Source organism: Streptomyces sp. NBC_00271, assembly GCF_036178845.1.
Classification (GTDB): Bacteria; Actinomycetota; Actinomycetes; order Streptomycetales; family Streptomycetaceae; genus Streptomyces.
Window position 1 is genome coordinate 4,524,308 of sequence record NZ_CP108070.1, and the last position, 24,241, is coordinate 4,548,548.

Annotated in this window: 20 protein-coding genes; 13 read left to right on the top strand and 7 right to left on the bottom strand. The window is 70.6% G+C overall.

Features of this window, described 5'->3' with window-relative positions; translation table 11 throughout:
- The first annotated feature begins 8 nt into the window (after positions 1–8).
- The 8 genes from OG798_RS20975 to OG798_RS21010 all read left to right on the top strand — a co-directional run bounded on the left by OG798_RS20975 (position 9) and on the right by OG798_RS21010 (position 8,793).
- Positions 9–1,223, top strand: a complete 1,215-nt coding sequence (locus OG798_RS20975) for an ROK family transcriptional regulator (protein WP_267061775.1) — start codon at positions 9–11, stop codon at positions 1,221–1,223.
- 353 nt (positions 1,224–1,576) lie between these two features.
- Positions 1,577–2,662, top strand: coding sequence for an ABC transporter substrate-binding protein (locus OG798_RS20980; protein WP_121416147.1), 1,086 nt, complete (start codon positions 1,577–1,579; stop codon positions 2,660–2,662).
- Positions 2,663–2,667: 5 nt separating this feature from the next.
- Positions 2,668–3,513: an ABC transporter permease gene (locus tag OG798_RS20985; protein WP_267061777.1), complete on the top strand. Its 846-nt coding sequence runs from the start codon at positions 2,668–2,670 to the stop codon at positions 3,511–3,513.
- Positions 3,489–4,226 (top strand): ABC transporter ATP-binding protein, encoded by a 738-nt coding sequence (locus tag OG798_RS20990; protein WP_095854672.1) that lies wholly within the window; start codon positions 3,489–3,491, stop codon positions 4,224–4,226. The genes OG798_RS20985 and OG798_RS20990 overlap by 25 nt, the downstream gene beginning before the upstream one ends.
- Positions 4,223–5,563, top strand: coding sequence for an LLM class flavin-dependent oxidoreductase (locus tag OG798_RS20995; RefSeq protein WP_267061778.1), 1,341 nt, complete (start codon positions 4,223–4,225; stop codon positions 5,561–5,563). Before OG798_RS20990 ends, OG798_RS20995 begins: the two co-directional genes overlap by 4 nt.
- A gap of 14 nt (positions 5,564–5,577) precedes the next feature.
- Entirely contained in the window at positions 5,578–6,468 is an 891-nt protein-coding gene (locus OG798_RS21000; RefSeq protein ID WP_095854670.1) for a TauD/TfdA dioxygenase family protein, read from the top strand.
- 148 nt (positions 6,469–6,616) lie between these two features.
- Entirely contained in the window at positions 6,617–8,011 is a 1,395-nt protein-coding gene (locus OG798_RS21005; RefSeq protein WP_095854669.1) for an amino acid permease, read from the top strand.
- Between the two features lie 140 nt (positions 8,012–8,151).
- Positions 8,152–8,793 (top strand): superoxide dismutase, encoded by a 642-nt coding sequence (locus tag OG798_RS21010; protein WP_095854668.1) that lies wholly within the window; start codon positions 8,152–8,154, stop codon positions 8,791–8,793.
- 119 nt (positions 8,794–8,912) lie between these two features.
- Here OG798_RS21010 and OG798_RS21015 read toward each other — a convergent pair whose 3' ends face one another.
- Positions 8,913–9,569, bottom strand: coding sequence for a histidine phosphatase family protein (locus OG798_RS21015; protein WP_257016806.1), 657 nt, complete (start codon positions 9,567–9,569; stop codon positions 8,913–8,915).
- A gap of 157 nt (positions 9,570–9,726) precedes the next feature.
- Between OG798_RS21015 and OG798_RS21020 the strand changes: the two genes are divergently transcribed.
- On the top strand, positions 9,727–9,963 hold the full coding sequence (locus tag OG798_RS21020; protein ID WP_143669736.1) for a hypothetical protein: 237 nt from the start codon (positions 9,727–9,729) through the stop codon (positions 9,961–9,963).
- Positions 9,964–9,985: 22 nt separating this feature from the next.
- Here the strand turns inward: OG798_RS21020 and OG798_RS21025 are convergent, their stop codons facing one another.
- Positions 9,986–10,642: a mycothiol-dependent nitroreductase Rv2466c family protein gene (locus tag OG798_RS21025; RefSeq protein WP_095854665.1), complete on the bottom strand. Its 657-nt coding sequence runs from the start codon at positions 10,640–10,642 to the stop codon at positions 9,986–9,988.
- A gap of 173 nt (positions 10,643–10,815) precedes the next feature.
- Here OG798_RS21025 and pepN point away from each other — a divergent pair, with 173 nt between their 5' ends.
- A complete protein-coding gene (gene pepN, locus OG798_RS21030; RefSeq protein ID WP_095854664.1) occupies positions 10,816–13,395 on the top strand; it encodes an aminopeptidase N in 2,580 nt (859 codons plus the stop codon).
- A gap of 212 nt (positions 13,396–13,607) precedes the next feature.
- Positions 13,608–14,669 (top strand): hypothetical protein, encoded by a 1,062-nt coding sequence (locus tag OG798_RS21035; protein ID WP_328757508.1) that lies wholly within the window; start codon positions 13,608–13,610, stop codon positions 14,667–14,669.
- Between the two features lie 125 nt (positions 14,670–14,794).
- Here the strand turns inward: OG798_RS21035 and OG798_RS21040 are convergent, their stop codons facing one another.
- The 5 genes from OG798_RS21040 to OG798_RS21060 form a co-directional block, all read right to left on the bottom strand.
- Positions 14,795–15,931 carry a serine hydrolase domain-containing protein gene (locus OG798_RS21040; protein ID WP_328757509.1) on the bottom strand — a complete coding sequence of 379 codons (1,137 nt, stop codon included), beginning with the start codon at positions 15,929–15,931 and terminating at the stop codon, positions 14,795–14,797.
- Between the two features lie 114 nt (positions 15,932–16,045).
- Positions 16,046–17,836, bottom strand: coding sequence for a TIGR03767 family metallophosphoesterase (locus OG798_RS21045; RefSeq protein WP_328757510.1), 1,791 nt, complete (start codon positions 17,834–17,836; stop codon positions 16,046–16,048).
- Positions 17,837–18,096: 260 nt separating this feature from the next.
- Positions 18,097–18,561, bottom strand: a complete 465-nt coding sequence (locus OG798_RS21050; RefSeq protein WP_328757511.1) for an NUDIX hydrolase — start codon at positions 18,559–18,561, stop codon at positions 18,097–18,099.
- A 36-nt stretch (positions 18,562–18,597) separates the two neighbouring features.
- Positions 18,598–19,479, bottom strand: a complete 882-nt coding sequence (locus tag OG798_RS21055) for a pyridoxamine 5'-phosphate oxidase family protein (protein ID WP_261684687.1) — start codon at positions 19,477–19,479, stop codon at positions 18,598–18,600.
- A 24-nt stretch (positions 19,480–19,503) separates the two neighbouring features.
- Positions 19,504–19,956 carry a VOC family protein gene (locus OG798_RS21060; RefSeq protein WP_328757512.1) on the bottom strand — a complete coding sequence of 151 codons (453 nt, stop codon included), beginning with the start codon at positions 19,954–19,956 and terminating at the stop codon, positions 19,504–19,506.
- 127 nt (positions 19,957–20,083) lie between these two features.
- Here OG798_RS21060 and OG798_RS21065 point away from each other — a divergent pair, with 127 nt between their 5' ends.
- A complete protein-coding gene (locus OG798_RS21065; RefSeq protein WP_328757514.1) occupies positions 20,084–20,620 on the top strand; it encodes a CGNR zinc finger domain-containing protein in 537 nt (178 codons plus the stop codon).
- Between the two features lie 254 nt (positions 20,621–20,874).
- Positions 20,875–24,177, top strand: a complete 3,303-nt coding sequence (locus OG798_RS21070; RefSeq protein ID WP_267061783.1) for a S8 family serine peptidase — start codon at positions 20,875–20,877, stop codon at positions 24,175–24,177.
- Positions 24,178–24,241: the final 64 nt, after the last annotated feature.

Below are 24,241 nucleotides of genomic sequence, written 5' to 3' on the forward strand. Positions count from 1 at the left end.
GAAGCGCCATGCCTCGTACCTCCCTTGCCTCTCTCGCCCCCTCCCCGCCCACGACACCGCACCGCGCCACCGCAGGCGACCGCCGTCGCACCAGCGCCAGCGTCATCCTGCGCTCCGTGCTGGAACACGGCCCGGTCGCCCGCAGCACCGTCGCCCGGCTGACCGGCCTCTCCCCTGCCTCGGTGACCGACTACTGCGCCCGGTTCACCGCGCTCGGCCTGATTCGGGAGGCTCCGGCGCCCCGGCAGTCGAACGGCGTCGGACGTCCCCACGTCCCCGTCCACCTGGACGACTCCCGGTTCGTGGTCGGCGGGGTCCACGTGGCCGTCCCGTACACCACCGTCGCCCTGCTCGACCTGCGCGGCCGGGTCGTCACGGAGCGACGACTCGCCCACGACGACGGCACGGAGCCCGACCGCGTACTCGCGAACGCCGCCGCCGGGCTGGCCGCCCTGCTCACCGACCACCCCGGCCGCACCCCCCTCGGCGTCGGCGTCGCGGCCGGCGGCTGGGTGGACCGCGACTCCGGGACGATCGTGGAACACGCGCTGCTCGGCTGGCATGACGTCGATGTCCGGGGCGCGCTGGGCACGCGGAGCGGGCTGCCGGTCCATGTGGACGGGCACGCGCGGGCGTTGGTCAACGGAGAGCGGCTGTTCGGGCGGGCGCGCGGCAGCCGCAGCGTGCTGCACCTGTTCGTCGGCAACGTGGTGGACGCCGCCTTCGCCACCCACGACGAGGTGCACCACGGCCCCCGCTCCCAGGCCGGGGCGATCGCCCATCTGCCGTTGCCGGGCGGCTCGGAGCACTGCGACTGCGGCCGGACCGGCTGCCTTCAGGCCGAGTTGAGCGAGCGGACACTGTGCCGGCGGGCACGGGAGGCGGGGGTCATCACCACCGCCGACCCGATGCACGTGGTCGGCGCCGCGGCCGACGGGAACCCCGTCGCCGTACGTCTGCTGCTGGAGCGGGCCCGGACGGTCGGGCGGGCGGCCCGGCTGCTGCTGGACGTGCTCAACCCGGACACGGTCGTCGTCGCGGAGGTCGGGACCGTGCATCGGGAGGACTGCCTCGGGGCGCTGCGCGCGGAGGTGGGTGCGGACCGGGCGGCTTCCGTCCTGCCGACCAGTTTCCCGGAATCCGTCCTCGCCGTGGCGGGTGGATCGGTGGCACTCGACGTGGTGTACCGGGATCCGCTGAGCCTGTCACCGGGGACGAATTAATTCAGAAACTCGGAATGTTGACAGCGGTCGTCCGAGGACAGGAGCATCCTTCCCATGAGCAGCTCGCGGGTGCAGGTTCCGCTGACCAAGTGCCGCGTCGTCGACCTTATGCGGGTCGCACGCACGCGTTGTTGCTGACGCCGGGTCACTGCCGCGTCGGCGCCTTGACCTGCTGACGCGTTGACGCATCGACGCGTAGACGATCACCCGGTTTCTTCTGCCACGCCCTCGGCGTGCGCCTCCCGTCTCCTCATGCGCGCGTATTTCGCTGCTTTCACTTCCTTCCCTTGGTGAATTCCCCCTGCCCGGAATTCCGCGCGCATTCCCGTCACTTGGATCCCCGGAGTCCTCCCATGCCACCACTGTCTCCTTCGTCGTCCCCTTCCGCGTCCGGTGTGGACCGGCGGCTGTTCCTGTCCTCCCTGCTCGGCGTGGCCGCCGCGGCCGGACTGAGCGGTTGCGCGGGGGCCAGTGCCGCCGACAGCAAGTCCAAGGGGTCCCTGTCCGCCCCGCTGTCCGCCAAGGTCCCCTCCGGTACGAGCCTCAAGATCGCCTCGTACCAGAACGTCCAGCAGCTCCAGTTCAAGCTCGCGGGCCTCACCGACCTGCCGTTCACCGTCTCCAGCTGGGTGAACATCGGCGCCGGCCCCGATGTCATCAACGCCTTCCGCGCCAAGTCCCTCGACCTCGCCAACAACGCGGGCATCCCGCCCATCCAGGCGCACTACCAGGGCTACGACGCCAAGATCGTCGCGATCAACGTCACCCGCAAGCCCAACTACCTCTTCGCGACCAAGCCCGGCAGCGACATCCGCACCGTCGCGGACTTCAAGGGCAAGAAGCTGGCGTTCTCCCAGGGGCAGGCGCAGGGGGTCGTACTGCTGCGCGCCCTGAAGCAGGCCGGGATCAAGTACGACGACGTCGACCTGGTGCCGCTGACCAGCAACCAGTTCCTCACCGCGCTCCAGGCGGGCCAGGTGGACATCGCCCCGCTCGCCAACCAGCAGGCCCCGGCCTACCTCAAGCAGTACGGGTCCAAGGGCGCCCACACCATCACCACCGATGTCGTGGACCTGCTCAACCTGCTGTGGGCGCCCACCTCCGTGCTGGCCGACCCGGCGAAGGCTGCGGCCGTCGCCGCGTACATCCCTCGCTGGGCGCAGGGGCAGGTGTGGGCGTACGAGCACCCGGACGCCTGGAACGAGGAGTTCTACGTCAAGACGCAGAACCTCACGCTCGCACAGGCCCGGTCGATCACGGAGCTCGCCAACAAGCCGCTGTTCCCGCCGAGCTGGGACGAGGCGGTGAAGTGGGAGCAGGAGACCGCCGATCTGCTGGCCGAGGGCGGCTTCGTGAAGGCTTTCAAGGTCGGCTCGCTCTTCGACCGGCGCTTCGAGGGCATCGCGGCGAAGGCCGTCCCGGCGGAGTACCGGAAGTGACGGCCATGACGACCACCACGACCACCGTGCCGGTGACCGCCGCCGAGGACACGCCTGCCGTACGGCGCAGGCGGCGCCGCGGCCTCGCTCCCGGCAAGCGCCTGCCCGCCTCCCGGCTCATCGGCCCCGCCCTCTTCCTCGCCCTGTGGGCGGTCGCCTCCGCCGCCGGGCAGCTGGACCCGGGTGCGATCCCGGCGCCCTGGACGGTCCTGAAGACCGCCGGTCACCTGTGGACCGACGGCACGCTCCCCACCGACGTCCGCACCTCCCTGGAACGCGCGGGATACGGCTTCGCGCTGGGCCTGACCGCCGGTGTGGTCCTCGCGCTGGCGGCCGGGCTCAGCCGGATCGGCGAGGCGCTGATCGACGGGACCGTGCAGCTCAACCGGGCGATCCCGACCCTGGGCCTGATCCCGCTGTTCATCCTCTGGCTGGGCATCGGCGAGACCTTCAAGATCGCCATCATCGCGATCGTCGTCTACATCCCGATCTACCTCAACCTGCACGCCGCGCTGTCCGGCATCGACCACCGCTACGTCGAACTCGCCGAGGTCCAGGGCCTGTCGAGGCTCCAGTTCGTCCGCCAGATCGTCATCCCCGGGGCACTGCCCGGCTTCTTCGTTGGGCTGCGCCTCGGGGTGACCGGCTCCTGGCTGAGCCTGGTGGTCCTGGAGCAGATCAACGCCACCAGCGGACTCGGCTACATGATGTTCCAGGCCCAGAACTACGGCCAGTCGGACGTCATCCTGGTCGGCCTGCTGATCTACGGCGTCTTCGGCCTGCTCTCCGACAGCGCGGTCCGTCTCGTCGAACGGAGGGTGCTGTCATGGCGCCGCACACTCAGCAGCTGACCACCGCGCCCGCCGTCCAACTCCGGGGTCTTACGCGGTCGTTCGACGGCCGCACGGTCCTCGACGACATCGACCTCGACCTGCCCGCCGGACAGTTCACGGCCCTGCTCGGGCACAGCGGTTCCGGCAAGAGCACGCTGCTTCGGGCCATCGCGGGCCTGGACCACGAGGTCGCCGGAAGCGGCCGGCTCACCGCTCCGGAGCGGGTGTCGGTCGTCTTCCAGGACTCCCGGCTGCTGCCCTGGCGGCGGGTCCTCGACAACGTGCTGCTCGGTACGAACGGCAAGGAGGCGGCCGAGAAGGGCCGCGAAGCCCTCGCCGAAGTGGGCCTGAAAGGCCGCGAACGCGCCTGGCCCAACGAGTTGTCCGGCGGCGAGGCCCAGCGCGCCGCCCTGGCCCGCTCGCTCGTCCGTGAGCCCGAACTCCTGCTGGCCGACGAGCCGTTCGGCGCGCTGGACGCCCTGACCCGGATCCGGATGCACGTCCTGCTGCGCGAGCTGTGGGAGCGCCACCGGCCCTCCGTGCTGCTCGTCACCCACGACGTGGACGAGGCGATCGTGCTCGCCGACCGGGTGCTCGTGCTCGACCGGGGCCGGATCGGTCTCGACCTGACCATCGACCGCCCCCACCCGCGCTCCTACCGGGAGCCGGTACTGAGTGAATACCGGGAGCGCCTTCTCGCCGCCCTCGGTGTGACGGAGGACCACGCATGACCCGCCGACTCCACCTCAACGCCTTCCTGATGAACACCGGCCATCACGAGGCGTCGTGGCGGCTGCCGGAGAGCGACCCGTACGCCCACGTCGAACTCGCCCACTACGTCGAGCTGGCCCGGATCGCCGAGCGCGGCACCTTCGACTCCCTCTTCCTGGCCGACGGACCCCAGTTGTGGAGCAACCTGGCCCAACGCCCGGCCGGCGCACTGGAACCGCTCACCCTGCTCACCGCACTGGCGACGGCCACCGAGCACATCGGCCTGATCGCCACGGCGTCCACGTCCTACAACTCCCCCTACAACCTGGCCCGCAAGTTCGCCTCTCTCGACATCATCAGCGGCGGTCGGGCGGGCTGGAACATCGTCACCACGGCCGGTGCGGAGGCCGCCCGCAACTTCGGCCTCGACGCCGAGCCCGCGCACGCCGAACGGTACGCGCGCGCCGCCGAGTTCCTGGACGTCTCGCTCAAGCTCTGGGACAGCTGGGAGGACGACGCGATCGTCGCCGACAAGGCGGCCGGCGTGTGGGGCGACGACGCCAAGATCCACCCGCCGCGCCACCAGGGCACGTACTTCAGTGTCGAGGGCGCCCTGAACGTGCCCCGCTCGCCGCAGGGGTACCCGCTGCTCGTACAGGCGGGGTCGAGCGAGGACGGCAAGACGTTCGCGGCGCGCTACGCGGAGGCGGTGTTCACCGCGCAGCAGACCCTCGCCGACGCCCAGGCCTTCTACGCGGACCTCAAGTCCCGGACGGCGGCGGCCGGTCGGGACCCCGAGCACATCAAGGTGCTGCCCGGCATCGTCCCGGTGCTCGGCTCGACGGAGGCCGAGGCGCGGGCGAACGAACAGGTCCTGGAGGACCACATCGTGTACACGCACGGCGTGGCCCGTCTGGAGCACCTGCTGCAACTGGATGCCGGAACGCTGGAGTTGGACGCCCAGCTCCCCGCGGACCTGCCGCCCGAGGACGTCATCGAGGGCGCCAAGAGCCGCTACACGCTCGTCGTCGAACTCGCCCGCCGCGAACGGCTCACCGTACGGCAGCTGATCGGACGGCTGGGCGGCGGACGCGGGCACCTCACCTTCGCCGGCACGCCGGAGCAGGTCGCCGACGCGATCGAGGAGTGGTTCACGCGCGGCGCCGCCGACGGCTTCAACATCATGCCCGCCGTACTTCCCTCCGGCCTCGGTCTGTTCGTCGACCACGTCGTCCCGATCCTGCGTGCCCGCGGCCTGCTCCGCACGGAGTACGGACTGCGCCGGACCCTCCGGGAGCGCTACGGCCTCCCCCGCCCCGCCAACCAGTACCTCACTCCCGCACTCGCCACGGTCTGAAAGGACAACCCCGCATGTCCATCGAGATCAGCAAGGTCACCGCGAACATAGGCGCCCGGGTCTCCGGCGTAGACATCTCCAAGCCGCTCGACGAGGAACAGGTCACCGCGATCCGCGAGGCTCTCAACGTCCACAAGGCCCTGGCCTTCGACGACGTGCACCTCGACGACGAGGGCCAGCAGGCCTTCGCCCGCCACTTCGGCGACCTCACCACCGCCCACCCGACGGTGGCCGCCGTCGACGGCGCCCCGAACGTGCTCCCCGTCGACAGCGAGCGCGGGCGCGCCAACCACTGGCACACCGACGTGACCTTCGTCCTCAACCCGCCCCAGGCCAGCACCCTGCGCAGCATCACGGTCCCGCCGTACGGCGGCGAGACCCTGATCGCCAGTTCGGCGGCCGCCTACCGGGACCTGCCCGCCCCGCTGCGCGCGCTCGCCGACACCCTGTGGGCCGAGCACACCAACGACTACGACTACGCGGTGCCCGACGAGCAGATCGACGAGGAACAGGCCGCCCAGCGCGCCCAGTTCACGTCCATCAAGTTCCGTACCGCCCATCCCGTCGTCCGGGTCCACCCGCTGACCGGTGAGCGCGGGCTGTTCATCGGCGGGTTCGCGCAGCGGATCGTCGGGCTGTCGGTGGGCGAGTCCCGCAAGCTGCTCGACCTGTTCCAGTCGTACGTCACCCGGCCGGAGAACATCCTGCGCTGGCGCTGGTCCCCGAACCAGCTGGTCCTGTTCGACAACCGGATCACCCAGCACTACGCGATCGACAACTACGACGGCCGGCCGCGCCGCCTGCACCGGGTGACCGTCGCCGGTGACGTGCCGGTCGGCATCGAGGGCAAGGAGAGCTACTCGATCGAGGGCGACGCCTCGCACTACACGTCCGTGGCCGGGTAACACACCGCACGCCCGTGGCCGAGTAAAGGAAATCTCACGCTCCGTACCGCGGGTGTCCGCATAGTGGGCAGCCTCTCCCCCTGAGCGGAGAGGCTGCCCAGACTGTGGGCGTTTTTACCCACTCGCACGTAAGGGACCACCCGCTCTCATGTCCCGCACCACCCTCGACACCCCACCCACCGCTCCCGACGCACACGCCCCGCTGTCCCACGGCCTCAAGCAGCGCCATCTGTCGATGATCGCCCTCGGCGGTGTGATCGGCGCCGGTCTGTTCGTGGGGTCCGGCGCGGGGATCGCCGCCGCCGGACCCTCGATCGTGATCGCGTACGCGGTCTCCGGTCTGCTGGTCATGCTGGTGATGCGGATGCTCGGCGAGATGTCTGCCGCGTATCCGTCCTCGGGCTCGTTCTCGGCGCACGCCGAGCGGGCGATCGGACCGTGGGCGGGCTTCACCGCGGGGTGGTCCTTCTGGGTGCTGCTCTGCACGGCCGTCGGACTGGAGGGGATCGGGGCGGCGAAGATCGTCACCGGCTGGCTGCCCGGCACGCCCGAGTGGGCCTGGGTCGCCCTGTTCATGGTGGTCTTCTGTGTCGCGAACCTCGCCGCCGTGAAGAACTTCGGCGAGTTCGAGTTCTGGTTCGCCGCACTGAAGGTCGGCGCGATCGGCCTGTTCCTGGTCCTTGGCGTGCTGGCCGTCGCGGGCGTCCTGCCCGGCACGGACTCCCCCGGCACCTCGAACCTCACCGGCCAGGGCGGCTTCCTCCCGCACGGCGGCGAGGGACTCGTCATCGGCCTGCTCGCGTCGGTCTTCGCGTACGGCGGCATGGAGACGGTCACCATCGCGGCGGCCGAGTCGCAGAACCCGGTCCAGGGCGTCGCGCGCGCCGTCCGTACGGCGATGTGGCGCATCGCGCTCTTCTACATCGGCTCCATGGCGGTCATCGTCACGCTGGTCCCCTGGGACTCGAAGGAGGTCGTCGAGAAGGGCCCGTACGTCGCCGCCCTCGACCACCTGGGCATCCCCGGCGCCGGTCAGCTGATGAACGTGGTCGTGTTCGTCGCGCTGCTCTCGGCGATGAACGCCAACATCTACGGCTCCTCGCGCATCGCCTACTCGCTGGTGGAGCGCGGTCAGGGCCCGAAGGCCCTCGGCAGGGTCTCCGCCGGGGTCCCGCGCGTCGCGGTGCTCGTCTCCTGCGTCTTCGGCTTCGTGTGCGTGCTGCTGAGCTACTGGCGGCCGGACGACGTCTTTCCGTGGCTGCTGAACATGATCGGCGCGGTGATCCTGGTCGTGTGGATCTTCATCGCGGTCTCGCAGCTGCTGCTGCGGCGCCGGGTGGAGCGCGAGGCACCGGAGAAGCTGGTCGTGCGGATGTGGCTGTTCCCGGCGCTGACCTGGGTGGCGCTGGCCGGCATGGCCGCGATCTTCGTCCTGATGGCCCGGCAGCCGGACACCCGGGTGCAGCTGTACTCGACGGGCGGGATGACGCTGTTCCTGGCGGCCGTCGGATACGCCTGGCAGCGGGCACGCGCGCGCCGCTGACCGTTTCCGCTCCCCGGCCCGCCGACCCGTTCCGCTCCTCGAAAGACCCTCGTGCGACCCGCACGAGGGTCTTTTTGTTGCTAACGTGCACTTGCAAGCCATGTGCAATAAGGTCTTACGAGGCCGGAGGGGACCCCGCCATGCCCGTCTACACGCTCCCTGAGCTGCCCTACGACTACGCCGCGCTCGCACCCGTGATCAGCCCCGAGATCATCGAGCTGCACCACGACAAGCACCACGCGGCGTATGTGAAGGGGGCCAACGACACGCTGGAGCAGCTCGCGGAGGCGCGTGACAAGGAGTCGTGGGGAGCGGTCAACGGCCTGGAGAAGAACCTGGCCTTCCATCTCTCCGGCCACATCCTGCACAGCATCTACTGGACGAACATGACCGGGAACGGCGGCGGTGAGCCCCTGGCCGTGGACGGTCTGGGCGAGCTCGCGGACGCGATCACCGAGTCGTTCGGCTCCTACGCCGGGTTCAAGGCGCAGCTGACGAAGGCCGCCGCGACCACCCAGGGCTCCGGCTGGGGCGTCCTCGCCTACGAGCCGCTCAGCGGTCGCCTCGTCGTCGAGCAGATCTACGACCACCAGGGCAACGTGGGGCAGGGCTCGGTGCCGATCCTGGTGTTCGACGCCTGGGAGCACGCCTTCTACCTCCAGTACAAGAACCAGAAGGTCGACTTCATCGACGCGATGTGGCAGGTCGTCGACTGGCAGGACGTGGCCCGGCGTCACGAGGCGGCCAGGTCCCGCGCGAACGTCTTGCTGCCGACCCCCTGAGGCAGGTATGAAACGTCCTGCTCGTGATCGTCTTCTCACCTTTCACGTGGCAGGCGGAGAAACGGAGGGCCCCCGCGAGGACGTGACTCGCGGGGGCCCTCCTGTGTACACGGCCCGCGTCACGCGCAGGGCACGTTGAGCGACAGCAGCGCGGCGGCCCCGTCCGTCATGCGCAGTTCGGTGATCGCGGCGTTGCGCAGCCGCGGCAGGACCCTGCGGTACTCGCCCAGGGGGATGGACAGCAGCGAGCAGAGCACCAGCCGGAGCAGCGTGTTGTGGGCGACGACCAGGACGCGTTCGCCTTGGTGCGCGGCCTCGATCCGGCGCAGGACGGCCGCCCCGCGGGCCGCCGCGGTGCGCGGGTCCTCCGCCTCCGGGAAGGGGTACGACACCGGGTCGACCCGGAACGCCTTCGCCCGGGCCGGGTTCTCGGCCTCGAACTCGGCGAGGGTATGACCCTCCACCACCCCGAAGTCGCATTCGCGCAGGGCGGGTTCGCGGTGCGCGGTGAGACCGAGGGCGCGGCAGGCGGGCTCGGCCGTGGCGACGGCGCGCGAGAGGGTCGACGTCCAGACGGCGTCCACGGGGTGCGCGGCGGCCCAGCGGCCCAGAGCCTCGGCCTGGGCGCGGCCCTCGTCGGCGAGGGGGACGTCGCTCACTCCGGCGTAGCGGTTCTCGGCATGCCAGACGGTCCGGCCGTGCCGGGCGAGCAGCAGGGTCGTGCTCACTGAGGCTGCGGGACTCACGGCGCTGTGGGTCATGCTCGTCGTACTCATGACCGGCCAGTATTCCGGTCGGGGCGCGCCCACGTGTGCGCTCCGGCGGAAGCCCACCCTCCGGGTCTGTTCGGCAGTACGACGAAGGCCCCGTGAGGAGCGAAAAGGAGCCTCACGGGGCCTTACGGTATGCGGGCTTCCGGGGCATCGTTGCGGGATGCCGAGGGAAATGACGTACCCCTGCTACACGTGTGGGTCCTACCAGCCGCACCGCCAGCCCCGGGACGACCGGGAGCGGGACATCATCCGCAAGCTGGCGAACCTCCAGAAGCCGAACGCGTATGTGGACGACTACTGGATCTGCGGGCGAACCGACTTCGACTGCCGCAACATCCGCACGGCGTCGAGGGTCAAGCCGTTCGACCCGCCCCAGAAGATGCCCAACCCGGAATGACTCCTGGTGCCCCCTATGCCCCCTACAGGTTGCTGAAGTCCGGGCCCTTCGTGCGGGTCCGCTTGATCTCGTAGAACCCGGGGGTCGAGGCGACCAGCAGCGTGCCGTCCCACAGCCTGGCCGCGGCCTCGCCCTGCGGGGTGGGCGTGACTACCGGGCCGAAGAAGGCGATCTGCTCGCCGTCGTCGCCGGGGAGCGCGATCACCGGGGTGCCGACCTCCTGGCCGACCTTGTCGATGCCCTCCTTGTGGGAGGCGCGCAGCTCGGCGTCGAACTCGAAGTTCTCCTGGTCGGCGTAGTCGAGCAGGGAGGCCGGGAGGCCGACGTCCTCGAGCGCGCCCGCGATCGCCTCGATGGTCGGGCCCTCGCCCTGGTTGTGGATACGGGTGCCGAGCGCGGTGTAGAGCGGGCCGAGGACGTCCTCGCCGTGCTTCTGCCAGGCGGCGGTGACCACCCGGATCGGCTTCCAGGCCTTGGTGGCGAGCATGTCCCGGTACTCCTCGGGCAGCTGGTCCAGCTTGTCCTCGTTGAGGACCGCGAGGCTCATGATGTGCCAGCGGACCTCGATGTCCCGGACCTTCTCCACTTCCAGCACCCAGCGCGAGGTCATCCAGGCCCAGGGGCACAGCGGGTCGAACCAGAAGTCGACGGGGGTCTTGGTGGAGACGGTCTCGGGCATGGTTCTCCTCGGAATGCGGTGTTTCCCGCAGCAACACCGGAGGCCGCTCGCCTCATTCCCGGGTGTCACGCCTGATTCCCGGGTGTCCCGCGTCAGGGGCACATGGCAGGATCGCTCCTGTCCGTTCCGCAGTACCCATGTCCATTCCGTGACGCCCCGAGGGAGTGCCGCCCGTGCCCGGTGAGAATCTGACCCGCGACGAGGCCCAGGAGCGGGCAGCGCTGCTGTCCGTGGACGGGTACGAGGTCTCCCTCGACCTGCGCTCCGCCCTGGGCGACATCGAGGCCGAGCCGCGCACGTTCCGCTCGGTGACCACGATCCGCTTCCGCTGCGCGGAGCCGGGCGCCACGAGCTTCGCCGACCTGCTCGCACCGAGCGTCACCGCCGTGTCGCTCAACGGCAAGGATCTGGACCCCGGCGAGGTCTTCGACGGCTCCCGCATCCGCCTCGATGACCTCCGGGCCGACAACGAACTGGTCGTCGACGCGCAGTGCGCCTACTCCCGCACCGGCGAGGGCATGCACCGCTTCGTCGACCCGGAGGACGGCGAGGTCTACCTCTACACCCAGTACGAGCCCGCCGACTCCCGGCGCGTCTTCGCGAACTTCGAGCAGCCGGACCTCAAGGCCCCCTTCCGCTCCGAGGTGCGGGCCCCGGAGGGGTGGACGGTCTGGAGCAACGGCGTCGGTGAACTCGTCGACGGTGTGTGGAAGTTCGCCGAGACCAAGCCGATCTCCACGTACATCACCGCGTTCGCGGCGGGCCCGTACCACTACGTCACGGACAGCTACACGCGCACCTTCGACGACGGTACGACGCTGGAGATCCCGCTCGGCGCGATGTGCCGCAAGGGGCTTGCGCCCCACTTCGACTCCGACGACGTGTTCCTGGTGACCAAGCAGGGGCTCGACTTCTTCCACGACCACTTCGACTTCCCCTACCCGTTCGGGAAGTACGACCAGGCGTTCGTGCCCGAGTACAACCTCGGCGCGATGGAGAACCCAGGGCTCGTCACCTTCCGCGAGGAGTTCATCTTCCGCGGCAAGGTGACGCAGGCGTCGTACGAGGGCCGGGCCAACGTCATCCTGCACGAGATGGCGCACATGTGGTTCGGCGACCTCGTCACCATGGAGTGGTGGGACGACCTGTGGCTCAAGGAGTCCTTCGCCGACTTCATGGGTGCGTTCGCGCTGGTCGGGGCGACCCGCTTCGAGAACGGCTGGATCACCTTCGCCAACCGCCGCAAGGCCTGGGCGTACCGCGCCGACCAGCTGCCCTCCACCCACCCCATCACGGCCGACATCCGCGACCTCCAGGACGCCAAGCTCAACTTCGACGGGATCACGTACGCGAAGGGGGCGAGCGTGCTCAAGCAGCTCGTCGCGTACGTCGGCCAGGACGCGTTCCTGGAGGGCGCGCGCCGCTACTTCAAGCGGAACGCGTACGGCAACACGCGCCTCGGCGATCTGCTGTCGGCGCTGGAGGAGACCAGCGGGCGCGATCTGGCCACCTGGTCGCGGGCTTGGCTCCAGACGGCCGGGGTGAACTCCCTCACCCCGCAGGTGATCCTGAGCGCCGAGGGCCGCATCACGGAGCTGGCCGTGCTCCAGGAGGCCCCCGAGTCGCACCCCGAACTGCGCCCGCACCGCGTCGCGGTGGGCCTGTACCGGCGTGAGGGCGCCGACGGCTCCCTGGTGCGGTACGCGCGTGCCGAGGTCGACGTCGTCGGCCCCCGTACGGTGGTCGAGGAGCTGGTCGGCGCGGACGCCCCCGAGCTGGTCCTCGTCAACGACGACGACCTCACGTACTGCAAGATCCGCTTCGACGAGAACTCGCTGGCCACGCTGCGCGAGAGGCTCGGCGACATCACCGACCCGCTCGCCCGCGCGCTGTGCTGGTCGGCGCTGTGGAACCTCACCCGGGACGCGCTGATGCCGGCCCGGGACTTCGTGGGACTGGTGCTGCGCTTCGCGGGCCGCGAGTCCGACATCGGCGTCCTGCAGATGCTGCACGCCTGGGCGCACTCGGCGCTCGTCCACTACGCGGCCCCCGACTGGCGTGCGGAGGGCGGCCGGCTGCTCGCCCAGGGCGCCCTGAAGGAGCTGCGGCTCGCCGAGCCCGGCAGCCAGCACCAGCTGACCTGGGCCCGTTTCTTCGCGACGGTCGCCTCCGACCAGGCCGATCTGCAACTGCTGCTGCACCTCATCGAGGGCACCGCCAAGGTCGACGGCCTGGACGTCGACCAGGAGCTGCGCTGGGCGTTCCTGGAGCCGCTGGCCGCACACGGCGTCGCCGACGAGTCCCTCCTCGCGGCCGAACTGGCCCGCGACGACACGGCCTCCGGCAAGCGCCACCAGGTCCGCTGCCTCGCCGCCCGCCCCTCGGCGGCGGTCAAGGCCCAGGCCTGGGCGCAGGTCGTCGAGTCGGACGCGCTGTCCAACGCGCTGGTCGAGGCGACCATCGCGGGCTTCGCGCAGCCCGCCCAGCGGGAGCTGCTGGCTCCTTACGCCGCGAAGTACTTCGCGGCCATCGAGCGCGTCTGGGCCGAGCGGTCCATCCAGATCGCCATGGACGTGGTCAAGGGCCTGTTCCCGTCCCTGCGGGACTCCCAGGAGACCCTGGACGCGACGGACGCCTGGCTCACCGCCCACGAGGACGCGGCACCGGCCCTGCGCCGTCTGGTCCTGGAGGCGCGGGACGACCTGGCGCGCACCCTGCGGGGGCAGGCGTGCGACACGGCGGCGGGCTCGTAGCGACGAAGGCCGGGAAGTGACGGGGCTCCGGGCCGCCCATGCGGCCGCCCGGAGCCCCGTTACGGAACCCGCGCACCGGGCCCCGTAACCCCGATCCGGACCAGCGTCTTTCGGCAGTCGAACGCCCGTACTTTAGGACGAGCTTGTCCGGATTTGTCGACGGGTGTGTAACAGCGGTTAGGGGACGGATCGGGCGCGGAAAACCCCCGGTCATGAACCACAACACCCCACTGTCCCCCCGCCCCCTCCGTCACCTGTCCCACACGCAGCGGCGGGTCCTGACCGCCGCTCAGCTGCGTACCCACGGCGTCACGGCCGCCGACACCACCGAGCAGTGCCGGCCGGGCGGCCCCTGGCAGCAGATCCTCCCGGGCGTCTTCCTCCTCCACCCGGGACCGCCCACCTCCGAGGAACGCCTGCACGCGGTCCTGCTGTTCGCGGGCCGCACCCCCGCGCACCGGCTGACGCCGGGCATCCCCGTCCAGCCGGGCGCCGAGGAACCGCACGCCCCGCAGCCGTACTCGGACGCGCTGATCACGGGCCTGGCCGCACTCACCCTGCACGGCTTCACCTCGGCGCCTCCGCTGACTTCCCTCGACAAGATCGACGTCCTGGTCCCCCGGCTGCGCCGGCTGCGCTCGCACGGCTGCGCCCGCATCGTCCGTACGCCGTCGCTGCCCGCGCCCTCGTACCTCACGGGTGTCCCGGTCGCCCCGGTGCCGCGTGCTCTCGCCGACGCGGTGGCGGAGTTGTCGGACGCGGGCGCGGTACGGCGGCTACTGACGGAGGCGGTGCGCGCCGGGCACTGTGACCCGCCGGTGGTGGTGCGGGAGTTGACGCAGGCGCGGCTGCTGAGCCGGCCGCACGTGGTGGACGCGGTGGACTCGCTACTGGCGGCGGGCCGGGCGATCGCGGAGGACCGCCTCTACCGGATGGTGCGGGAGTACGGTCTGCCCGACCCGGTCTGGAACGTCGACCTGCGCCTGCCGGGCGGGCCCCACCTGGGCGGCCTCGACGCGTACTGGCCCGAGCAGGCGGTGGCCGTCGAGCTGGACACCCGGGCGCCCCGGCAAGGCGATCGGCAGGACGACGCGCTCTGGTCGGAGTACGCCCGTAAGCGCGAGCACCTGGAGCGGCTGGGCATCACGGTCGTCCACATCACTCCGAGAAAGCTGCGGGAAGCGATGGATCAGCAGGCGACGGTGGTCCGCACCGCGCTGATGGCGGCGAACGACCGGGATCCGGCGGCGTATGTCGTGGTCCTGCCCCGGTAGTGACGGACCGGGGCGGTACCAGGAGGGGAGCGGAGGGGCCGTCGGCGATCCGACGGCCCCTCCTCGTGCGGGTACCCGTGGGGAACCTCGGGCTCGGACCTGCGTCAAGAAGGCCGTTCAGGGGCCTACTCGCCGCAGAACTCTCCCTCGATCACCGCATCGCTGTCCCCCGACCAGTCCCCGTTGAAGTTGAAGGCCAGGGAGTGGCGGCCGTCCGCCGTCGTCACGGCGGAGGACATCGAGCCGTGGATGCCGCCGTCGTGGCCCCATACATGGACCCCGCAGCCGAGCTTGCGGTCGATGAGACCCAGGCCGTAGCGGGCGCCCGGGATCTCGTCGGCCTTCACCGTGGTCTTCATCTCCTTCAGCTGCTTCGGGGGAAGGAGCCGGCCGCCCAGCAGGGCCGTGTAGAAGCGGTTCAGGTCGGCGGAGTCGGAGATCATCTCCCCGGCGGAGGAGGCCAGGGAGGGGTTGAGCCGCGTGACGTCGTACGTCGGACCCGTCGTCGCCCGGGACAGTTTCGAGTACGCGTGGCTGCTGGGCCGTGGGAGCGTCGTCCTGGTGCCGGGGACGGACGTGGCGCGCAGGCCGAGCGGTTCGATGACGCGGCGGCGGATCTCCGTGGCGTAGGAGTGGCCGGTGACCTTCTCGATCACCATGCCGGCCAGCACGTAGTTGGTGTTGGAGTAGCTCCAGGACGTGCCCGGCGCGAAGAGCGGTGCGTGGGTCATCGCGATCGCCACGAGCTGCTCGGGTGTCTTCGTGTCGTAGCGGTGTTCGAGGAAGCCGTCCTTCAGGAAGTACGTGCGGGCGAAGTCGTCGTCCGCCGTGTAGTTGAAGACGCCGCTGGTGTGGTTGAGGAGCTGACGGACGGTGATCCGGCGTCCGTCGTGGCCGTGGCCCCGGACCACGCCCGGGAGCCACTTCTCCACCCTGTCGTCCAGCGACAGCCGCCGCTCCGCCTCCAGCTGCAACAGCACCGTCGACACGAACGTCTTCGTGATGCTGCCCACCCGGTAGTGGTCGGCCGTGCCGCGCGGCGTGTGCGTCCGCACGTCGCCCACGCCCGCCGTGGCCGACCACGTGCCGCCGGCGTCCCGCGCCGTCGCCGTCACGCCCGGCACCCCGGCCTTCACCGCGGCGTCCATGGCGGCGCGGGTCGCGCCGTGATGACCGACCCCGGCGGGAGCCGCCACCGCGGGCCCCGCCAGAGCGGCGAGCGCCACCGCCGTCGCCGCCACCAGTCCCGTACGCACTGACATGTCGTTCTCCCTTCACCGGAGACCCCTGGTCGGGGGGAGGGACTCGGCGGACCGATGTGAAGGTTGCCCGCCCATATGTCAGTTGAGTGGATTTCGGCCGTTCTTCGGGCTTCCTCAGGCCTTCTTCAGTACGAGCTCCGTGTTGCGGTCCCGCGAGGCGCCGGCCAGTTCGGTGTTGCGGCCGGGGGCGTTGAAGGCGAGCTCGCGGTAGAGGGCCGCGAGGCCGGTCTGGCTGAGGTCGGAGAAGTCCGTGCGGTGCGGGGCCGCGGACTCGATGAGGGTGGTGAAGAGGGAGAGTGTGCCGTCCTTGTTGTCGACGACCTCGATGATGCGGGCGAGGTGCGGGAAGTCGACGTGGGAGGCGGTGTTGATCTCCCAGAAGGAGCCGTGGTTCGGCGCGGAGTGCGCGATGATCTCGTTCTTGTGGGTGTGGCCGTTGACCCACGCCAGCACGTTGCGGTGCTTGGCGAGCGTGGCGACCACGTCCTCGCCGCCGTGGTGCTTGTCGCTCGGGTGCGCGGGGTCGGTGCGGCGGTTGGTCATCGACTTGCTGGTGTGGTGGCTGAAGACGATGGCGTACGAGTCCTTGTTGTCGCTCAGCGTCTTGTCCAGCCAGCGCAGCTGGGTCGTCCCGATGGAGCCCATGTAGTGGCCGCCCGGGTCGGTGGTGTCGATGCTGATGCCGATGATGTCGTCGGAGATGCGGAAGGCGTAGTACTGGGTGCCCGCGGCGAGGTTGGCCTGTGAGTAGCCGTGGCCGATCGGGCCGGGGCCGGTGTGCGCGGGGTCGAGGTGCGCCTTGAGGTACTGGGCGGGTGTGAAGGGGGCGCGCGACTCGTCCGGGGTGACCGAGCGCAGCTGCCGCGCGTGCGTCTTGAGGAGGTCCCTGAGCTGGGTGCCCTTGGGGTCCTTGTCGTTCTTGATGGCGGCGCGCAGGGCGACGCTCGCCGGGGCGGGCAGCGTCATCAGCTTCTTGCCGCCGACGGCGAACTCGGCGAGGAAGGAGTCGCCGTGCCGGTAGCAGCCCAGCGGCAGCGCGTCGTGGTTGCCGACCGTGGAGTACCAGGGCAGGCCGAGGCCGGGGCTGCGCAGCTCGCGGATGGCGGCCGCGAGGAAGCCGTGCAGGTGCGGGAAGCCGCGCTGCTTGTCGGCGTCGCGCAGGGCGGCGTCCGGCTGCCAGTACAGCTTGAGGCCGCTGTTCTGGACGCCCTCGTAGTGGCGCGGGTCGCCGCTGTTGGGGCGGATGCGGCCGCCGCTCATGACCTTCAGGAACCAGTCCAGCTCCGTCTTGGAGTTGTTGTCCGTGTTGTCCCCGGTGGTCATGACGAAGTGCAGCGGGGAGCCGGTGACGGGGGCGCCCCGCAGCGCGTTGACCCGCTCGACGAGCGAGACGGCGCCGGCGACGGTCAGCGACTCGTGCGGACGCCAGGTACCCGCCGCGGCGGTGCGCAGGTATTCGAGCCGCAGCGGGTGCTGGACGTCGATCAGGTGCAGGTCGGTGAACTGCACGAACGCGGCGAGTGCGGTGCGCCGGTCGGCCCGGCCCGACTTGGCCGCGGCCAGGTCGCCGCGAACGACCCGCTTCCAGGCGGGGCCGTCACCGAGCCGCCGGTAGTCGCCCGAGCCGGAGCGCGGCGCGGCCACGCTCTCCAGGGTGGTGCCGCGCTCGTAGGGAGCGAGGGGTGCGGCGGGCGCCATGGGGGTCCCGCCGCTCGAGCGAAGCCGAGAGTGGGGGAGGGACACGGCGACGGCGGACTCACCGGTGTCGGTGGTGGCGGCGTGCGCCTCGGAGTCGGGCGGCAGGGCGTAGCCGATGCCCGCGGAGAGGGTCACCGCCCCGGTGGCGGCGAGCAGGGTACGGCGGTTCATGGCGGCGGAGGTGGCGACAGAGCGTATGCGCGACATGGCGCGATCTCCCCGAGTGCGAACGCGTCGGCAGTGGTCGCGGGGGGCTCGTTGCGGTAACTCCCCGCTCATACTGGATCGTTGGCACCGGGGGTGACCTGGACGTTAACGAGGCGGCAACGGCCGACGCCGATCACCGTACGTGGATCTTGGGACATCCTGCGCGTCCACGACCCCTCTCCGAACGGCCGGGACGCGGTCACTCCGTGTTCATTTTCCGGGGTAGGGGACGAGTTCGCCGCCACTGCTCTCCCCTGCGGCTACCCCCCCGCTTCTTCGGAGCCGACGCGACCGAGGGCCGGTCGCTCCCGCCACAGCCGCAGTCCCACGTCGACCAGCGCGACCCGGTCGAGGGCGGGTACCTCGCCGAGCGGGTGCCAGGCCGCCATGTCGGTGGAGCCGTTCGTCTCGTGGCGCAGTTCGCCACCGGTGACGCGGGCCTCGTAGACGATCCGCAGGGCGTGGAAGTCGTTGGGCGAGCCGAGTCGGCGCGGGTGCGAACGCAGTACGGAGTCGACGCCGAGCAGCGCGAGGGGCTCGACGGCGTAGCCCGTCTCCTCCTCGGCCTCGCGGATGACGGTGTCGTAGGGGTCCTCGCCGTGGTCCATGCCGCCGCCGGGCAGGGTCCACCGCCTGCTTCCGTCACCCGCGACCCAGCGGGCCAGCAGCATCCGCCCGTCCCGCACGCATACGGCGTAGGCCGCCACCCTCAACTGCTTCGGCATGCCCAGACGTTACGACACGAGGGTTCGGCAAGTCGCCTACGGCAGGGACGGGTTGGCCGGCGAGTACTCCGGCGGCGACCAGCGGATCGGGCTGGCGGCAGGTGTCTGTACGACCTCGGTGACGGTGAAGCCGACCGTGCGCTCCCCGTCGGCCGCGTACTCCGTGCGCGCCGTGCCCGTCAGTTGCAGCACCGTCCCCGCCGCCCAGTCCAGGAAAAGCAGCCCCGCCCGCGGGTCCGTCTCCAGGTTGCCGAGGGTCAGGAACATGGAGTTGCCGGGGTAGTCGCGCCAATGCAGCTCGTGCGGCGAGGTGACGTGGACGAAACCGGGGTTGCCGCCCCGGTGGCTGGCGTCGGCGCCGTGCGCGTGGACGGTGGCCAGGAAGAAGGTGTCGGCGGACTCGACGAACCGCCGCTGCCCGGGGGAGAGTGCGGCGGACCGGCGGGGGGCGCCGGGCGGACGCTCGGCCTTCTCGTACGACTCCCTCTTCTGCAGGTATTTCGGGCAGTTGGAGAAGACCTGGTCGGCCTCGACGGCGAAGCCGCGGGGGGTCGGGCGGGCCCGGCCGTTGAGGCGCATACGGCGGCGGGTGCGCGGGTCGAGCGCGATCGTGCCGACGGAGGTGCCCGGGGTGGCGAGCGCCCGCGCCAGGGGGTCGTTCTCGCGCAGACCGCCGCCCGTGACCGAGATCTGCCGGACACCCGTCGCCCGTACGAACCCGGGCTCGCCGGTGAGCAGCGAGGCCCACACCGCTCCGCCCACCGGGTCGGCCGCGCCCAGCACCAGCATCGGCTGGAGTTCGAGGAAGGCGGCGGCCACGGGTCGGATGTCCTGTCCGACGGACCGCCCCACATGGTCGGCGAGCTCGCGCACACCCACCCGCTCCTGTACGGCCCGTGAGCCGAAGTGGTACGTCATGACACGCCCCGCTCTCCACAGCTCCTAGAAGAAACCGCAGGTGGGGGCGGTGGCGGACGGCACCGGGGCCCCCTCCGCCCCGCTCGGCGCGTAGATCTCGAGGCGGGTGCCGTCGGGGTCGTGGAAGAAGATGCCGCCGGACGCCGAGCCCTCACGGTGGGCGACCACGCCCTCGTACGCGAAGTCGACGCCGTAGTCCCGCAGGGCCGCCTCATACTCCCTGACCCGGTCGACCGAGTCCACTTCGAGGGCGAGGTGGTGCAGGCCGGCGCGGGCCTTGTCGTACGACCCCTGCGCCTGCTGCCAGAGGGTGAGCACCGGGCGGCCGTCTCCGGCGAGGGAGCCGAGGAACGCGTACCGCCGCTCCTCCTCCTTGCCCTCGGCGATCACTCCGAAGCCGAGGACGTCGCGGTAGAAGGCGAGCGAGCGGTCGAGGTCGGTGACGTTCAGGCCGATGTGGCCGGTGCGCAAGGTCATGACGGTCCCGTCTGTCGTTGGCCGCCCCACGGAAGGGCTAACCCTCATCATCGAGGTTAAAGGTTAGAGTGGGGAGCGTCAACCAGTGACTTACTCTTGAGCGGTTAGCGCTGAAGGGAGCCCCCCCATGTCCACCACCGCCGATCCCCGCCCACTCACCGGGGAGCCGGTCTCGCTCGACCTGCTCAACACCCGCTGGAACCGCGAGGGAGTGACGCAGGACCTGCTCACGGACACCGAGGGCCTGGCGGTGTGGCTGGCGGCGAACGGGCTGGACTTCCCGGCCGACGACGCCGTGCTGCTGCATGCATGGGAAGCCCGTGACGCCCTGCGCTCGGCCGTCGACGGCACCCTGGAGGAAGCCGCCGCCCGGATCGACGCCGTCCTCGCGCACGGCCGTGTCCGCCTGACGCTGACCGGCCAGGGACCCGGCGAGGAGGCGGAGTTCGGCGACCCGTCCTGGGGGCCCGCCTGGCTCGCCGCCCGCGACTACCTCGGACTGCTCACCACCGCCCCCGACCGCATCCGCCACTGCGCCCACGACACCTGCATCCTGCATTTCTTCGACACCTCGCGGAACGGCACCCGCCGCTGGTGCTCGATGGCGACCTGCGGTAACCGCGCGAAGGCGTCCCGCCACTACGCGCGCACGCGGGATGCCTGAGCGGGCGACGGGCGGGCGGCGAGCAGTCACCGATTGGTTGACCATGTCCCGTCATACCGTGTTTTGACCGGCGTGGCGTATGGCGGAAGTACGCCATGGCTCCATCCCGCCACGGTCAACTCTCCCCAAACAACTGCCCCTTAGGTAAAGCTGAGCGGTCATCCGGGTCCACATACCGGACTGATGTGATCGTGTCCCGGGGAACGTCGGGACCGGTCACTCCACGCTCGTTCCTTTACCTACAAGGGATGCTGATGACCGATCCTCAGCGCGCACCGATATCGGGCGCGAGACGCGTGGCCCGCATCGCCGTGGCCGCAGGCCTGGTGGCCGCGCTCTCCGCGGCCGGGCCGATACCCATGGCCTTCTCCGCGGACCACGCACCCGCCACGCCCGATCCGGGCACCAAGTCCGCGAGCGCCAAGCTCGGTTCGGACGACGCGGACCTCCTCGCCGACGCCAAGGCCGACGGCGCCAAGAACGTCACGATGATGATCGCCACCGCTCCCGGGCAGACCGAACAGGTCGCCAAGGAGATGGACGCGGTCAAGGGCGGCTCCGTCGGCCAGACGTACGACAAGGTCGGCTACGTCCGGGCCACGGTCCCGACCGCCAAGGCCGACGCGGCCATCGCCGCCGCCACCAAGCTGACCTCGGTGCACGGCATCGACCTGCGCCAGGACATCGCGCTCGACGACCCGACGCCGAGCGCCGACACGGCCAAGGGCGCCTCTTCGAAGGCCACGAAGACCTACGCCGCGCCCGACAAGAACACCCCCGCCGAGAACCCGTACAACCCGTCCTTCGAGACGGGCGCCGTCGACTTCGTGAAGAAGAACCCGAAGGCGGACGGCCGGGGCGTCACCATCGGCATCCTCGACTCCGGTGTGGACCTGAGCCACCCGGCGCTGCAGAAGACCACCACCGGCGAGCGCAAGATCGTCGACTGGGTCACCTCGACCGACCCGATCCTCGACAACGACCTGAGCTGGCGGCCCATGGTCAGCGCGGTCTCCGGGCCCACCTTCACCTACGGCGGCCAGAGCTGGACGTCCCCGGCGGGCTCGTACGAGATCAGCACGTTCCGGGAGTCCGCGACCGCGGGCGGCGACGCCGCGGGCGACGTGAACCGTGACGGCGACACCACCGACGCGTGGGGCGTCCTGTACGACCCGGCGGCCGGCACCGTCACCGTCGACGTGAACAACAACCACGACTTCAGCGACGACACCGCCATGAAGCCGTACAAGGACGGCTACCAGATCGGTCACTTCGGGACCGACAACCCGGCCACCGACGTCGTCGAGAGCCAGCCGTTCGTCGTGCAGATCCGCAAGGACGTGCCGATGGACCCCTACGGGGGCGACTGGGTCGGCAAGAAAGCCGACTTCGTCAACATCGGTCTGATCGCGAGCGAACACGGCACGCACGTCGCCGGCATCACCTCCGCGAACGGCCTGTTCGGCGGCAAGATGAACGGCGCCGCCCCCGGCGCGAAGATCGTCTCGTCGCGCGCCTGCGTGTTCGGCCCGAGCTGCACCAACGTCGCGCTCACCGAGGGCATGATCGACCTCGTCGTCAACCACGGCGTCGACATCGTGAACATGTCCATCGGCGGCCTGCCCGCGCTGAACGACGGCAACAACGCGCGCTCCGAGCTCTACACGCGTCTCATCGACACCTACGGCGTCCAGCTGGTGATCTCCGCGGGCAACTCCGGCCCCGGCGCCAACACCATCGGCGACCCCGGCCTGGCCGACAAGGTCATCTCGGTCGGCGCGTCCATCTCCAAGGACACCTGGGCCGCCAACTACGGCTCCGTCGTGGAGAAGAAGTACGCGATGATGCCGTTCTCCTCGCGCGGTCCGCGTGAGGACGGCGGCTTCACGCCGACGCTGACCGCGCCCGGCGCCGCGATCAACACCACGCAGACCTGGCTGCCGGGCTCCCCGGTCGCCCAGGCCGGCTACTCCCTGCCGGCCGGCTACTCGATGCTCCAGGGCACCTCGATGGCCTCCCCGCAGGCCGCCGGCGCGTCCGCGCTGCTGCTGAGCGCCGCCAAGCAGAAGGGCATCGCCCTGACGCCCGCCAAGCTGCGCACGGCCCTCACCTCGACCGCCGACCACATCAAGGGTGTGCAGGCGTACGAGGAGGGCGCGGGCCTCATCAACATCGTGGACGCGTGGAAGTCGATCAAGGACGACGCGACCGCCCACGACTACACCGTCAAGGCCCCCGTCGACACCGCGATCGACTACGCCCTGAAGACGCCGGGCTTCGGCACCGGCCTCTACGACCGCGAGGGCGGCCTCAAGGTCGGCGTGAAGAAGTCGTACGACATCACCATCACGCGTACGTCCGGCCCGGACAAGGCGATCCGCCACGAGCTGCACTTCGAGAACAACGCCGGTGACACCTTCCGGATCGTCGGCTCCGACGAGGTCAAGCTCGAACTGAACAAGCCGGTCACCGTCAAGGTCGCCGCGAAGGCCTCCTCGGCCGGCATCAAGAGCGCGATCCTCGATGTCGACGACCCGCGCACCGAGGGCCTCGACAAGCAGATCCTGACGACGGTCGTGGTCTCCACGCCGCTCAAGTACAGCTACTCCGCGTCGAGTTCGGTGCAGCGCAACAGCACGCGGTCGTACTTCCTGACCGTGCCCGAGGGCGCAAAGGCGCTGGAGGTCGCGATCGGCGGGCTGAAGGACCTGAGCCAGACCCGGTTCATCTCCATCCACCCCTACGGTGTCCCGGTCGAGGACACCGGCACGCCGTACTGCTACAGCAACTACCCGAACACCAACGGCTGCAAGCCCGACGTGCGTGCGTACGCGGACCCGCAGCCCGGTGTCTGGGAGGTCGAGGTCGAGGCGCGCCGTACCTCGCCGCTGCTCGACAACCCGTACAAGCTGGAGGCCACCGTGCTCGGCGCGGCCTTCGACCCGGCCGTGGTGACGGTCCCCGAGGCCAAGGTCGGCACGCCGGTCACCGCCTCCTGGAAGGTGACGAACGGTTTCGCGGCGCTCGACGGCACCCTGAAGGGCGGCCCGCTCGGCTCCTCGAAGACGGCCCGGCCGACCATCGCGGGCGGCGCCACCCAGACCAGCACGGTCGAGGTGCCGGCCGGCGCCGCGTCGCTCGACGTCGCCATCGGCAACGTCTCGGACACGGCCGCCGACCTGGACCTGACGGTGTACGACTCCGCGGGCAAGCAGGTCGCGCAGTCCGCGGACGGCGACTCGGAGGAGGCGGTCTCCATCCCCAACCCCGCCGCCGGTACGTACACCATCGAGGTCGTGGGCTACTCGGTCCCGTCGGGCTCGACCGCGTACGACTACCGTGACGTGTTCTTCTCCTCCGCGCTCGGCTCGGTCAAGGTCGACGAGTCGACGCCGGTGAAGCTCGCCACGGGCGGTACGGCGACGGTGTCCGGCGAGGTCACCGCAGCCGCGCCGGCCCCCGAGGGACGCGAGTTCTTCGGCCGGGTCCAGCTGGTGAACGCCCGCGGCACGGCCGCCGGCCTCGGCAGCGTGAAGATCGAGAAGGTCACGCCGTAACAACCGGCTGACCTACGAGGGGCGGGCGTCCGGAAACGGGCGCCCGCCCTTCTTCATGGGCACG

What these genes read in the sequence shown, in the direction of transcription:
- OG798_RS21065 (WP_328757514.1), top strand. Translation starts at nt 20,084, where the DNA reads ATGTCCACCACCGCCGATCCCCGCCCACTCACCGGGGAGCCGGTCTCG.
- OG798_RS21070 (WP_267061783.1), top strand. Translation starts at nt 20,875, where the DNA reads ATGACCGATCCTCAGCGCGCACCGATATCGGGCGCGAGACGCGTGGCC.
- OG798_RS20995 (WP_267061778.1), top strand. Translation starts at nt 4,223, where the DNA reads ATGACCCGCCGACTCCACCTCAACGCCTTCCTGATGAACACCGGCCAT.
- OG798_RS21025 (WP_095854665.1), bottom strand. Translation starts at nt 10,642, where the DNA reads ATGCCCGAGACCGTCTCCACCAAGACCCCCGTCGACTTCTGGTTCGAC.
- OG798_RS20990 (WP_095854672.1), top strand. Translation starts at nt 3,489, where the DNA reads ATGGCGCCGCACACTCAGCAGCTGACCACCGCGCCCGCCGTCCAACTC.
- OG798_RS21035 (WP_328757508.1), top strand. Translation starts at nt 13,608, where the DNA reads ATGAACCACAACACCCCACTGTCCCCCCGCCCCCTCCGTCACCTGTCC.
- OG798_RS21010 (WP_095854668.1), top strand. Translation starts at nt 8,152, where the DNA reads ATGCCCGTCTACACGCTCCCTGAGCTGCCCTACGACTACGCCGCGCTC.
- OG798_RS21015 (WP_257016806.1), bottom strand. Translation starts at nt 9,569, where the DNA reads ATGAGTACGACGAGCATGACCCACAGCGCCGTGAGTCCCGCAGCCTCA.
- OG798_RS21060 (WP_328757512.1), bottom strand. Translation starts at nt 19,956, where the DNA reads ATGACCTTGCGCACCGGCCACATCGGCCTGAACGTCACCGACCTCGAC.
- OG798_RS20985 (WP_267061777.1), top strand. Translation starts at nt 2,668, where the DNA reads ATGACGACCACCACGACCACCGTGCCGGTGACCGCCGCCGAGGACACG.
- OG798_RS21020 (WP_143669736.1), top strand. Translation starts at nt 9,727, where the DNA reads ATGCCGAGGGAAATGACGTACCCCTGCTACACGTGTGGGTCCTACCAG.
- OG798_RS21055 (WP_261684687.1), bottom strand. Translation starts at nt 19,479, where the DNA reads ATGACGTACCACTTCGGCTCACGGGCCGTACAGGAGCGGGTGGGTGTG.
- OG798_RS21040 (WP_328757509.1), bottom strand. Translation starts at nt 15,931, where the DNA reads ATGTCAGTGCGTACGGGACTGGTGGCGGCGACGGCGGTGGCGCTCGCC.
- OG798_RS21045 (WP_328757510.1), bottom strand. Translation starts at nt 17,836, where the DNA reads ATGTCGCGCATACGCTCTGTCGCCACCTCCGCCGCCATGAACCGCCGT.
- OG798_RS20975 (WP_267061775.1), top strand. Translation starts at nt 9, where the DNA reads ATGCCTCGTACCTCCCTTGCCTCTCTCGCCCCCTCCCCGCCCACGACA.
- OG798_RS21000 (WP_095854670.1), top strand. Translation starts at nt 5,578, where the DNA reads ATGTCCATCGAGATCAGCAAGGTCACCGCGAACATAGGCGCCCGGGTC.
- OG798_RS21005 (WP_095854669.1), top strand. Translation starts at nt 6,617, where the DNA reads ATGTCCCGCACCACCCTCGACACCCCACCCACCGCTCCCGACGCACAC.
- OG798_RS20980 (WP_121416147.1), top strand. Translation starts at nt 1,577, where the DNA reads ATGCCACCACTGTCTCCTTCGTCGTCCCCTTCCGCGTCCGGTGTGGAC.
- OG798_RS21050 (WP_328757511.1), bottom strand. Translation starts at nt 18,561, where the DNA reads ATGCCGAAGCAGTTGAGGGTGGCGGCCTACGCCGTATGCGTGCGGGAC.